The sequence below is a fragment of the Candidatus Nitronauta litoralis genome (assembly GCA_015698285.1).
Taxonomy (GTDB): domain Bacteria; phylum Nitrospinota; class Nitrospinia; order Nitrospinales; family Nitrospinaceae; genus Nitronauta; species Nitronauta litoralis.
On the sequence record CP048685.1, the window covers coordinates 2551542 to 2564622 of the forward strand.

At 46.7% G+C, this 13081-nt stretch carries 13 protein-coding genes; all 13 read left to right on the forward strand.

Annotated elements, in window-relative coordinates:
• The first annotated feature begins 5 nt into the window (after positions 1-5).
• Positions 6-1733: a hypothetical protein gene (locus G3M70_11600; protein ID QPJ62479.1), complete on the forward strand. Its 1728-nt coding sequence runs from the start codon at positions 6-8 to the stop codon at positions 1731-1733.
• Positions 1730-2404, forward strand: coding sequence for a hypothetical protein (locus G3M70_11605; GenBank protein ID QPJ62480.1), 675 nt, complete (start codon positions 1730-1732; stop codon positions 2402-2404). The genes G3M70_11600 and G3M70_11605 overlap by 4 nt, the downstream gene beginning before the upstream one ends.
• Before the next feature lie 8 nt (positions 2405-2412).
• Positions 2413-3498, forward strand: coding sequence for a PilT/PilU family type 4a pilus ATPase (locus G3M70_11610; GenBank protein QPJ63796.1), 1086 nt, complete (start codon positions 2413-2415; stop codon positions 3496-3498).
• Between the two features lie 2 nt (positions 3499-3500).
• Entirely contained in the window at positions 3501-5138 is a 1638-nt protein-coding gene (locus G3M70_11615) for a type II/IV secretion system protein (protein QPJ62481.1), read from the forward strand.
• Positions 5135-6376 (forward strand): type II secretion system F family protein, encoded by a 1242-nt coding sequence (locus tag G3M70_11620; protein QPJ62482.1) that lies wholly within the window; start codon positions 5135-5137, stop codon positions 6374-6376. The genes G3M70_11615 and G3M70_11620 overlap by 4 nt, the downstream gene beginning before the upstream one ends.
• Positions 6377-6391: 15 nt before the next feature.
• The gene (locus G3M70_11625; GenBank protein QPJ62483.1) at positions 6392-7084 is read left to right on the forward strand and encodes a hypothetical protein; all 693 of its coding nucleotides are present in this window, start codon (positions 6392-6394) and stop codon (positions 7082-7084) included.
• Between the two features lie 7 nt (positions 7085-7091).
• Complete coding sequence (locus tag G3M70_11630) at positions 7092-9419, forward strand: DUF3438 family protein (protein QPJ62484.1); 2328 nt, start codon at positions 7092-7094, stop codon at positions 9417-9419.
• 2 nt (positions 9420-9421) lie between these two features.
• The gene (locus G3M70_11635; GenBank protein ID QPJ62485.1) at positions 9422-9937 is read left to right on the forward strand and encodes a hypothetical protein; all 516 of its coding nucleotides are present in this window, start codon (positions 9422-9424) and stop codon (positions 9935-9937) included.
• Between the two features lie 25 nt (positions 9938-9962).
• Entirely contained in the window at positions 9963-10208 is a 246-nt protein-coding gene (locus G3M70_11640) for a hypothetical protein (GenBank protein ID QPJ62486.1), read from the forward strand.
• 18 nt (positions 10209-10226) lie between these two features.
• Complete coding sequence (locus G3M70_11645; protein QPJ62487.1) at positions 10227-10430, forward strand: hypothetical protein; 204 nt, start codon at positions 10227-10229, stop codon at positions 10428-10430.
• A 342-nt stretch (positions 10431-10772) separates the two neighbouring features.
• Positions 10773-10961, forward strand: coding sequence for a Com family DNA-binding transcriptional regulator (locus G3M70_11650; protein ID QPJ62488.1), 189 nt, complete (start codon positions 10773-10775; stop codon positions 10959-10961).
• 238 nt (positions 10962-11199) lie between these two features.
• Positions 11200-12054 (forward strand): transporter, encoded by an 855-nt coding sequence (locus G3M70_11655; GenBank protein QPJ62489.1) that lies wholly within the window; start codon positions 11200-11202, stop codon positions 12052-12054.
• A 70-nt stretch (positions 12055-12124) separates the two neighbouring features.
• On the forward strand, positions 12125-13078 hold the full coding sequence (locus G3M70_11660; protein QPJ62490.1) for an AAA domain-containing protein: 954 nt from the start codon (positions 12125-12127) through the stop codon (positions 13076-13078).
• Positions 13079-13081: the final 3 nt, after the last annotated feature.

The following is a 13081-nucleotide window of genomic DNA, read 5'->3' on the forward strand; positions in this document are numbered from 1 at the left end:
CGTGCATGCTCGGTTTCTTTAAAAAACTCGATAACATCAAAGTCGGCGCTCCCGGTGCGGTCTTCGCCTGCGAAACCGATGGGTTCAAGCTGCGTGGTGCGATCATCAAGTCCGGAGTCTCAGGTCTTGAAATCGGCGACGTGGTCGAATCGCGTGCTGTCGATTTTCGGGTCGCGGTCGGGGAACTGGTTGAGCAACTGGAGGAGAAAGGCAAAAAGCCTCCCAAAAAAGCCATACTCTCCACTCCCTCAGTTGTTGGCACTTTATTGGAGTTGCCGGTCAACCCTTCGAACCCTCGAACCGAAGATCAAATGCAGGAGTTGATCCGCTGGGAACTGGAACCTCTTTTTGGTCAGCAGAATGATATCTGGTCAGTGGGTGCTCTGTTGATGGGACGCGGCTATCTTTCCACAGAACAACGGGAGCAGGTGGCAAAGGAACAGAGTCTGGGGCAGGACCAATCAGGAAAACGTAAATCACTTCCCTTTGGTGAGGTTGCGCTGCAATTGGAACTGGTTACGCGGGAGCAGATAGACGAATCCCTGGCTATACAGGAACAGTTGATTCTGGTGAACGATGACCTCACCTGCGGCTGGGCACCTCAGGTTTCCGAGGAGGAGGCTCATTCGGGACAGGAAGAAATTTTCCCATGGTATGCAGTAGGAATTGGCAAAGCCATGTCCACAGCATGGGAGAAGGCGTTTCGAATTAACGGCCTGGTTCTGGAATGGATTTATCCTCAACTGGGGAACGTTTTCGCCGTGACGGACCAGGGTGCAGGAAAAAAAGGTGAGCAGTTGCTGCTTGAAGTTCGTCAGGAACAGATGGCGGTATTTCGGGGGCATGTGGGGCAAATGGCCGCTGTCCGGGTTTCGCCCGTCGAAAACGGCTCTCCCGACCCCCTGGATGTTTTTGTCATGTGCCAGGAACAATTGCGGCCAGACCTCCGGACACTTCATCTTTTCTCTCCACTTTCAAACTCGAAAGAACTTGCGGAGCAGTTGGCTGGGCATACTGGGCGCAAGGTCGAAGTAGTGCAGGTTGATGGAAAAACGGACTCTTCCGGACTTGGGTCTCTGGCGGGTGCAGCTTCCCATTACCTTGGGCGGGTTCCCGTAAATACACTGGCCAGGCTGAATGCCCAACCCCCAAAACAACCTGTATGGAAACGAAAGGAATTGTATCCCTATGCAACTGCGGTACTAATCCTGTTCGCAGTGGTTGCATTCGATGCAACCATACGTTTTGAAACCTGGCAAAACGTAAAAAAAGAAGAAGAGTTGACCGCAAAATTCAAGGAAAAACTTGGAATTAAAAAGAAGGTAGAAAGCGATGCCTCTAAAACTCAGGTCCTTGAAGAGAAAATTGAGGAAGGCAGAAGGGCAATCGAAAAACTTATTGAGAAAAACCGGCTATTTGAAAAAATTCTATTGGAGCGGCAGGAATCCGTGCCGGGCATCCTGCGTGGTTTAGCCAGTGCTATCAGCGATGAAATTATTTTAGACGGAATTTTTGAATCAAAAAATTCTTCCGGAATCAGGGTTACAGGTTGGGCATTGACCGATACGGGCGCTGAAATTTTCCTCAACCAGTTGGGAAGAAAATTGGATGAGTGGGGAATGTCAGTGTCTGGAGCCGAGGTGTCTTCCAGCCGTGGACGTCTGGGTCTGGACGGTTATGGATTCAGTCTTTGGTTGGTCCCTCAGCTTATCCAGGAGGTTCCTCAAGGATGAAAGAATTAAAAAAACGTTGGAGCATGCTTGCTTCCAAAGACCGGTACCGGCTAATGGTTATCGGATTGGCTGTCATCATCTCCGTCTATACCTTTGTTATTTATCCCCGCACTTCCAAGTCTCTTCTAGATTCTGAAAATATGATTAAAAGGAGGCTGGATCGAATTGAAAAAAGAACCCAAATAAAAAAGCAGGCTGATGGAGATCTGTTTGGTTTGACTCGGCAGTTGAGCCTGGTTGAAAAAGATTTGGAAGTCTTACGTGCGCGACTGGCACAAAATATGGAAGGATTCGCTCCTTTAGATTCATCTTCGGTTCAACAACGGTTGCGTCTTGAAATATCCACCCTTGCCAGGCGTTCAGGGTTGCACGTTAGACAAGCGGCAAGGGTGGGCTCCCAGGTTTCCGGTCAAAATGTTTCAGGGAAAACCTCTCGGCCACCCGATATATCCAACCGCAATACTTACGGGCGTCCTTTGTATGAAATCAATGCAGAAACGAACTATTGGAGCCTTGTTCGATTTCTTGAGGATTTAAAACAGCTCACTTATCACGTTTCAGTTGTGAATATTGAGGCAAAGGCCATGGAAGGGGCCGGTAACTCTGGAGGAAATGAACTTCCTCCCCTGCCTTCAGGGCGGCTGAATGTGAGAATGGTGCTAACCCTGTGAGTCAGCCAATAAAAGACAAGGAAAGCTTTGACAAGTTGCTGGCGGTTTGCGTCAAGCATGGTGCTTCGGATTTGCATCTCAGCTGCGGTCGGGCGCCGGTGTACCGGGTTCACGGAGAATTGAAATTACTGGATATTGCAAAGGTTGACCAGGACGCAATGGAAAAAGTTGCTCTTAGTCTAATGACTCAGGGGCAGCAAAACGAATTTCAAACCCATCAGTCTATAGACCTGGGTTACAGCTCCCCCGAAGGAGAGCGATTTCGGGTTAACTGCTACAGACAGTTAGGGCAGGTTGCCCTGGCCGTTCGTCATATTGATCAGGATATGTGTGATGTCGAACAACTTTCGCTGCCTCCACAACTAAAAAAGCTTGCGCACCTGCCTTCCGGGCTGGTTCTGGTTACCGGCGCAACGGGCAGTGGAAAAAGCACCACCCTGGCAGCACTGATTCATGAAATAAATGTAAACAGGAATTGTCACGTTTTGACTATTGAGGACCCTGTGGAATTTATCCACGAAGGAAAAGAAAGCCTGATTCACCATAGAGAATTATTTACAGATGTCCCGGATTTTCCTTCTGCGGTTCGATCGGCTTTACGCGAGGATCCGGATGTCATTATGGTCGGGGAAATGCGTGATCTTGAAACCATGCGGGCTGCACTGACAGCGGCTGAAACAGGCCATCTGGTTTTTTCTACCCTTCACACCAGTGATGCTGTTGGAACAGTTGAACGTTTTGTTGGAAGTTTTCCTGGAGATGAACAATCCGTTGCCCGTCACCGCATCGCGATGAGTTTGCGTGCTGTTGTCTCTCAACATTTAATGCCGACTCTGAATGGAGGCGGCCGCGTACCTGCAGTGGAAATTCTAATAGTCACTCTTGCCGTTGCCAATCTGATTGACGCCGCAAAAACCCGTCAGATTTATTCCGCCATGGAAAGCGGATCCGGAGAGGGGATGCAAACTCGCGACCAGTCCCTGGCCAAGTTAGTGGCAGGTCGGAGAATCAGCCGTGAGCAGGCCAGGTCCTTTTGTAATGATCCGGTAGCCTTTGACAAATTGCTTCAGATTTCTGTGTTGAGGGGAGCCTGATCATGGCAGTTAATGAAAACACATTGATAAATGCCGGTTTGCAGTCAGGACTTGTGGACAGTTCTACAATCAGTCGCCTGAAATTGCAGGCCAGGCGTGAACGAATCGGGTTACTTGAAGCCGTTGCAAGAGAGGGGCGTTTTCCAATCACAGCCCTTTATCAGGCGCTAGCTGATCTCCGGGGCATTCCTTTTCTAAATAGTCGAGAACTCCGGCCCGATTCTGAAATTATTGCCAAGCTCCCTCCCAATCTAATGCAGCGCCGATTGCTCTTCCCGATACAGGTTACGAATGGGGAACGATTACTGGCCATGGCAGACCCTGATGACCAGATTGGAATTGACAGCATTCAGCGTGCCAGTGGCCAGCATTTCCAAGCAGCTTTGGCTGATCCGGAAGCTCTTGAAGCCGCTATTTTTCGGGAGATGAAGGGAAACAATCCCCTTATAGAAACTCCCGACCTGACAACGGATGGGGATTCAGTAACGTTGTTCGATTCTATTATGAAGGAAGCTTATTTGAGGCGTGCTTCTGACGTTCATCTTGAACCCAACAAACAGGATTACCGGGTTCGGTTAAGGGTTGACGGGCATCTTCAGGAGTATCCACGGCCCCTGTCTCATGCGGATGGAGAAGCCTTGATGACGCGCCTTAAAGTATTGGCGGTCCTCGATATTGCCGAGCAAAGAATGGCGCAGGACGGTGGCATGACCTACCGGGTAAGTGACTGGGACATGGGAGAGATGGATATTCGTGTTGCAACCGTTCCGACACGTTGGGGAGAAAGGGCAACACTGCGTTTGCTGGGTCAGGAAACAGGCCGTCTGACCCTTGAAGGACTGGGGATGCCAGAGTCGACATTGATCCAGCTTCGTGAAGCCATTCATCGGCCTCATGGAATGATTCTGGTCACCGGGCCAACTGGAAGCGGAAAATCCACCACGTTGTACGCGGCGTTGAGGGAGTTGGATGCCAGCGAAATAAATATTCTCACAGTTGAAGATCCAGTAGAACAGATTATTGATGGAGTGTCCCAGATACAAGTCACAGGAAAACTGGATTTTGCGCAAGCCTTGCGCTCATTTCTAAGGCACGATCCCGATGTCATCCTGGTGGGGGAGATTCGCGATCTCGAAACCGCACAAACTGCTTTGAAAGCATCCATGACCGGTCACGTTGTCCTTTCGACTCTGCACACTAATGATGCGATCGGCGCTGTTTCAAGACTGGTAGATATTGGTGCGGAGCGTTTCCTGATCGGCTCAACCTTGATCGGTGTTATGGCTCAACGCCTGGTCAGGCGCCTTTGTCCACATTGCAGAAAATCCCACATTGCGGAAGAACATGAAAGGTTGGCCCTGGGAGGCAAACTTGATCCTGAAATAGAACTCTGGGCTCCGAGTGGGTGCCCGAATTGCCTTGGGACAGGTTATCTCGGACGAGTGGGATTGTACGAAACTTTTTGGGTTGATAATCAGATGCGTACATTAATTGCTGAGGGTGCTACGGAATCTGAGATACGAAAGGCCGCGAAGAATTACCACACACTGGCAATGGATGGGCGTGACAAGGTATTGAGCGGACTTACCAGCATAGATGAGGTTTCCTACTTGAATTTGCAGGGAGATGTTCACGGATGACATCATTCGCTTACACCGTTCTGGACAATACCGGCAAAGAGAAGCAAGGCACGATAAATGCTACCGATGCACGTGAAGCGGCGAACCAATTGCGTGCCCGATCACTCTTTGTAGTGGATATTAAAGAGGGTGAACAAAAGAAATCACGAACTTCCGGGGGAAAAGCAACCAAAGGGTTTTTGCGGTTTCTTTCACCGTCGCGATATTTGGCGCCAGGTATATATGACAGAAGTCTGTTTTTCAGGCAGATGGCTTTGATGTTGCGTTCAGGTTACACGGTTGTTCAGGCTCTTGACGCCTGTAGTGAATTAACAGGAAAGTTGCGATTGGAAAGAACTCTCGATCGAATGGCCGATTCCATTCGAAAGGGAGCAAATTTCTCTTCCGCCGTAGCGGAAGAAAAGAAAACATTTTCAAAACTGGAGGCTCAGCTGGTTGCAAGTGGCGAACATGGTGGTGATTTGTCACCGATACTCGAAAGGCTGTCGCAAGATTTATCCAGGAGGCGTGAAGTGCAAAGGCAGTTTATGGTTTCGATGATTTATCCTGCATTTCTGGTGATCATTGGAGGAGGTGTTCTTTATTTCCTTGTAACGACTGTCATCCCAAAATTTGCTGATTTTCTGACAGGTCGTGGAGAGGCGCTACCCCCAACGACTCAATTCCTGCTCGATGTTTCGGGGTGGTTTGTTACTTATGGACCTACATTACTGGGAAGTATCGGGATAGTGACATTTTCTCTTTTAGTAGCCTACACAACAGCAACCGGAAAACGGGCGATAGACAAAATTCTCATTCGGTTTCCAGTAATAGGAAAGACTACGCTCATTGCGGGAATGGCGCAAGCGGGCTGGACAATGGGTATGTTGCTTCGTAGCGGGGTGACTGTTCTGGATTCTTTAAGGATGACGGCCAGTGTCATGAATAATCAGGCCCTGGCAGATGTATTTGAATCGTCTGCCAACCAGATTTTGAGTGGGCGGAGTTTGGCTAATGCATTGAACCAATCGGTATTGCCTTTATTAATGCAGCATATGGCGGCTGTTGGCGAACGAAGCGGACAGCTGGAACAGGTTATGGAAGAGTCTGGCGAATTTTATCGTAAAGAACTGACTGCCAGAATCTCGACTCTGACTGAATGGATGGTGCCAGTTGCCGTCCTCATTATCGCCGTACCCGTCGGGTTGGTGTATTACGCATTTTTCTCAGCTCTTCTAGCCGTATCAGGTGCCGGGTAAAATCGAGAGGGAATTTTGAAAAACATATTAAAAAAATTAAAAATTAAGAAGATCACATTGGTGGTGATGGCAGTTTTAATCATTTTGGTTTCAAAGGCCTATGCGGATAATAATCAAGGCGCAAAAAAAGAAAAAATATCAGACAACCTCACCCCAAAAGAATCCATTTTGAAGAATATGGAAACTATTGGGGATTATTTTGACGAGATCAATGACCGATTGCCTATATTGAGTGGATCCAGTTTGGAAAAAAATAAAAATGGGAAAACATCCACGGAAGCTGAGAAAAAGCCCCAGAGGAAGAAAGTAGTTAACAGCAATCCGGTTGTTTTGGAGCGGCCATCTGGCCAGGGTTCGGGTGTGCAACGCACAGCAGGTTACTTTAATGGAAAGCGAGATCCATTTGCTGTCACAAACCGACTGCTAAAAGTCCGGCTTGGGCAGGGAGAGGGTGCCTTGTCCTTTCAGCCTGCGAAACCAGGAGCAAACTTTCCAGTTATGAAGCTTCGAGGAATTGTAAGGAGGCCGGGGAAAAAAATCGCTGCTTTGCTTGAGGTGGAAGGAGCCGGGACACACGTCGTTCGGGAAGAAGACACAGTTGGTCTAAACGAGTTGGGGAAGGATGCCGTGGTTCGAATTAAAAAAATCAATCGGCTGAACCTGGTGGTGGAGGTAGGATCACTGGGGCAGGTGATGATCGTAAGGTGAAACTATTATGAATCAGAATAATTCAGAACCAAGAATAAGCTTTTCAACAATCGTGTTGTCGATCCTTGCATTGGCTTTAACGTTGATACCAGTTTCCATTGTCCTGGCCGAAGATAATAAAGAGGATCTTCCCATCGCAGATCTGGAATTTAAAAAGGCTTTGGTGCAGGATGCATTTCGCATCATTTCGGAAACGACTGATGTCAATATTGTTGTTACCGCCGGTGCCGGAGAAAAACTGGTAACCGTTTATCTAAAGAACACTACTGTTAAGAAAGCGATCGATAGTATCTGCAGAACTTCTGGATTGTGGTACCGGTTTAATGAAAAAACTGGAACTTTTATTGTTATGACTACTGACGAATACCGTGAAGATATTATTGTGTTTCGCGAAGATATCATCAGAGTTTTCACTTTACGGTTTCAAAATGTGACCGCTGCGGCCCGCATTGTTCAGGATATTTATAACAACAGAATTCAATATTCCCAAACAATTGATATTGACCCCTTTCAGTTAAATACAGGCGCCGGAATTGGAGGTGCTGGGGCCGGTGGAGGGCAGGGGGGATTAGGTGGAGGGTTTGGAAGTCAGAGTGGAGGTTTTGGAAATAGTGGAGGACGGTTTGGAAGTAATCGGGGGTCAAGCGGCATCAACCGCAGTGGAACAAGAGGGGGGTCCAACCGTGGGTCTTTTCTATCAGGCGGATTTGGTGGAGGATCGGGAACTGGAATATCGCGGGATGAACGGGAATTAGGAACTTCGGTGGATTTAAGCCCAGAGCGGCTCCGTGCACTCGATCTGGCACGTAAGGGAGGTTCGCGAATTTCAGAGGAAGAAATATCTGCACTGGTGAGTCGCGACAAGGCAATTATTTATCTTAGCACCAATCATCTCCACAACCAGCTTCTGGTACGAACTACAGATAAAGAAGCAATGGAGCATATTGCAAAGCTGATCAAAGATCTGGATAAGCCGGTGCCGCAGGTGCTGCTTGAAATGAAAATTCTGGATGTCACCATAGGGGATGGATTCCGTTCTATTTTAGATCTCAGCTATTCTGGGGCTGGGACAGCTAATGGTCCACCCACCACAGCACCACGTAATCCTCTTTCTCCAGGAACAGCAGGAGCTGCGCCAAAAGTTAGTCTGGGGTTGGGGAATTTTTTGCTTGCTCCGGGAAATACGGGAGTTTTTCAAGTGATGAGCAACCAGATCCTGACGCGGCTTCAGTTATTGGAAACACAAAATAAAATCAATGTGCTGGCCACTCCAATGCTTCTTGCTTCAAACAACACACCGGCAAGATTGTTTATTGGAGAGGAACGGGTTCTGGTAACGGGTGTCAACAGTGATGTGTTGGCCACTCAAGGGGGTGGTGGTGTGGTGACAATTACTCCCGAAACAGAAACCAGGGATATAGGGAACACACTCCTAATTGTTCCCAGTGTTAATTCGGACCGAACGGTCACCCTTAGGATTCAGCAGGATTCATCTACAGTTTCTCCTAACGCTGCAAGGGTCCCGGTTTCCGGAGCTTCAGGGGTGCAAGAGGTTTCCGTTGATACCGTAGACACAGCCAATATCCAGGCCACCGTAATTGCACGTGACGGATTGACGGCAGCCGTTGGAGGGATGATCCGAACGACCTCTTCAGATTCTGAAGAACGGGTACCGATATTATCTTCAATTCCGGTGCTTGGCCAATTGTTTAGAAGAGATGTTCGTGATTATCGCCGCTCAGAACTGGTCCTTTTGATCACACCTCATGTTTTTAAGACACCCGAAGAAGCGCAGGAAAATACTATTGAACGAGTGGATGATCTTGTTCAAAAGCCAAACGCTTTGCAAAAATACCTGAAGTCAAAAAAAACTATTCCGGATCGCCCGGATTTAGAGCGCCCTCGATGGCCCGCAATGGAGTTTTTTAAGGGTTGGGGCGATCTACCAGAAACGGCGACCGATTCCACTCATGAGTTTATTGCTTTAACTCGCTTCGCAGTAAAAGCCATGGATAACCCTGATCTGGAATTGCCAGAAGGAATTTTGCCTGTGGATGATTTATCTATTGGTGAATCCTCAGGTCTATTTCAGGATAAATCGGTATCGACTAAAATTGTCCGCGCCTGGAAAGGGTTTGGGTATCGAATTTATGCTGTTCGATTAAAGAACATGACACGAGAAAAATACCAAATCGACCAGAAACAGTTTTCCGGGGATTGGCGTGCAGTCACTCTGGAATATAAAGTACTGGCTCCAAAAGGCGAAGAGGGAGATACGGCGTTGTCATACTTGATCGCTTCGGACACATTTGAAGTCGCGAGAAGGGAAAATTGAAAATGATTGTTCATAGAGTTTCCTCCAATTTTAAAGCCTTCACTTCCTTTCTATTGTTTGTTTTTTATGCCATGACATTGTCCGGATGCGAGACGGTACCCAAGACGAAACAAAAGGCCTCTAAACAAATTGTAAGATCCGAAAGTTTGGTTGACGAAAAAATTCTTGAAAAAAAGAAAAAACCGCCTTTCGATGCTGAAGGAAAGAGAATATTGTTAAAAGATATGCGCCATAAGGGCGATCGGTTTGAGATGTTTGTCCGCCCGGAAAAGCAACCTGAATCTAAACTTATCCCAAATGTTCCCAGAAAAGTGGATCCTTCTTCCCCTTTAAAATCTTTTGATACGGAAATAAGCCATTCAGCTAATAGGAAAAAACCGGTAGACAGAAAGAGACTTGAAAAGCTTTTCAATTCGCTCAAATTAGACAAACCCGTCCTTAAAAGGGGCAATAGATCGACCACAAAAAAAATTGGAATAAATTTGTCTGGAACGGAATACGACCTGGCTCAGGATTAAAACGAAAAATTTTGGAGAACAAAGTATGAAAAAATTTAAATCGCCATTGTTCCAAATATTTTTTGCCATAGGTATGGTTCTCATAAATATTGTTTCCTTAAGCTGGGCTACAGGCGTTATGACCAGTCAAGAGCCTGTAAGAATTGCCATGCAGTTGGGAAACAAAGACGGGGACTTGCGGTTTTCCCCGGACTCCCTTGAGCTTGAAACGGGGAGGCTTTATCTCCTGAACCTCACCAATCCCAGCGACAAAAAACATTACTTTTCATAGGATATGTTTTCCAGATTCGTGTTTATCCGAAAAGTCCAGATCAATCAAAAGGATGGTGCCGCCATGGTTGAAGTAAAAAGATCTATCCGGGAAATTGAGGTGTATCCAGGAAGCAGCGCTCAATGGTGGTTTGTTCCGGTTAAAACCGGTGAAATCTCGGACTTAATATGCACGATCAAGGGTCACGCAAAAAAAGGAATGAGGGGAAAGATTTTAATTTGATGGGTTGTGATTAGAAAGCCTGTGATTTTGTTTTTCGGTTAATCCCCCATGTTTCATTTACAAATAGCCTTTGAATTTGAAGAAAACATTCTCATTTCAAGGCCCTAAATGATTATCAAAAATGTGTTGGATTTATGGAAAAAATGATTAAAACTGCGTTTTTTAATGATTTATATGGCTTTTGATATTGACAATAGAGCCAAATTATAATAATAATTATCATTATCAAAATTTAGTAGTTTGATCCGGTTCAACTGGCATATTTTATTTTTTGCCAATTGGACCCGAGGCTCCTGAAGCCCTTACCAGAACTTAAACTAGTCGAAGGTGGGGCTTTTTCTTTTGAAAGTCAAGAACACAAAAAATCAAATCAGATGCCGCCGTTGTCAGCGACTGCTGATGGAAGGCAATGTCCGGTTGATTGAAATCAAGTGTCCTCGCTGCGGTTTCCTTCAGGTTTTTACCAAACCCAATAGAAAAGGCAAAAAAGGGATTCATTTTCCTCCCTCCGAAAATAATATCTCCAATTAATTATTTGATAGAAGAAAAGGAAGGGATTTAACAAAAACAAATTTTGGGAGAAATTTTATGTGGGGAGGTTTCTAAAAATTTGTTCCGTTAAAAACCAATTGTGAGCATGCCTGTCTGGATCAGGATGTGGTTTGGTTAAGAGTGTTGGGTAATTAATCTGTTTTTTTATGCTGGCGTGTATGCCTGATAAAGATTGAATTCCGGCTCTTAAATATTGACCTTGACTTAAGGTGAAAATTTGAACTTTTTTTCGGAGCGCATTTTTAAAGCAGTAACCTGTTTCTCGGTTGTAATGCTCATCGGTTTATCGTCTGCCTCCTCCTCTGTTTTTGCCGACAGCTATTCCCTTTTAAATCCGACACCGCGATCTGAAATGCGGGATATGTCTTCTGACCGACCTGATATTACCGAAAGCCCTATAACCGTTCCGACCGGGCGTTTCCAGGTAGAGCTCAGTTTTCTTGATTACAGTTTTGACGACGGAATGGGCGTTGAGACCGAAGGTCTCCAGGCTATGCAGACCAACTTCAAGGTGGGTCTGGATACAAGGGTTGATCTTCAATTTGTTTTTTCAGCTTATTCAACTGAAGACGTTCGGGATATTGCCAACCCCGACACGTTTTCTGAAGGGTTCGCCGATGTCCAGTTCCGGCTCAAATATAACCTCTGGGGAAATGATGGAGGCGATCATGCTTTCGGCATAATGCCTTATATAAAAATCCCAACCGGAGGAGAGCTCAGCAACAATGAAGTTGAGGGTGGAGTCATCATGCCTTTTATGATGGAGCTGGGTGGTGGGTGGGGTATGGGAGCCCAGGCCGAAATTGATGTCGTATTCGACGATTCTCAAATGGACCACGATGTTGAAATTCTTCATAGCATTGTCGTGGGCCGTGATATCTGTGGGCCTCTCGCCTTTTATCTCGAATATGTTGGTGTCGGGGGAGCCGAGACCGATTACCGCGCTTTAGCCAGCTACGGTCTCACCTATGGATATGATGCCGAAACCCAGTTCGACCTCGGGTTTCGGACCGGCATGAATGATGCCGCAGAAGATTTTGGCACTTTCTTTGGAATCACGCGTCGATTTTAACAGGATGACAAAATGTATTCTGGCTTAAATTTTTAAGACAGGTAATTCATTTTAAAGAAGGTGTCAAGTGATGGAAGAAAAAGTGAAACCGCTAAATGCAGTCCCTGAAAAAATAACAGGATTGTTGCCCCCTCTGTTTGACCAGTTGGATTCTGTAATCCTCGGTAAGTCTCGGCAGCTTCGTCTTGCCATGGCGTGCCTGCTGGCCAAGGGACACCTTCTGATCGAAGATGTTCCGGGCCTGGGTAAAACAGTCCTGGCCCATTCGCTGGGAAAAGCTCTGGGGCTTGAATACAAACGAGTCCAATTCACCAGTGATCTTTTGCCAGGAGACATCATTGGGGTTTCGATTTATGACCGTAATAGCTCCCGGTTTCAATTTAACGAAGGACCTATTTTTACCAATTTGTTACTGGCTGATGAAATCAACAGAGCAACTCCCAAAACCCAGAGTGCTTTACTGGAAGGTATGGAAGAAAAACAGGTGAGCGTCGAAGGAAACACGCGTACGTTATCCGATCCATTTTTTGTCATCGCAACCCAAAACCCTTCCGAACAGCAAGGAACCTTTCCACTTCCCGAATCCCAGTTAGATCGATTTTTGATGCGAATTGAAATGGGGTATCCCGACCGTGACGCAGAGATTGAACTGTTTCGCGGCGAAGACCGTCGTGAAATGCTTGAGGGGCTTTCTGCCATGGTCGATAAGTCGCAGTTGCTGGCGATGCAAAAACAGGTGGATGAAGTGCATGTAGCAGCCCCAATTTTTGACTACATCTACCGTATTTTATATTTCACCCGTCAATCCGGACTATTTCAAAACGGGCTGTCAACCCGGGCGGGATTGGGCCTTCTTCGTGCGTCCCGTGCCTGGGCATTAGTAAATGGTGAGAACAAATTACTGCCGGGCGACGTTCAGGCTGTACTTCCCTCAGTGGCAGGGCATCGATTGCAACCGGTAGGTGGAAATATGACGCCCGACCAGATTGGTGAAAGGATTATTGAGTCCATTTCAGTCGAATAATAG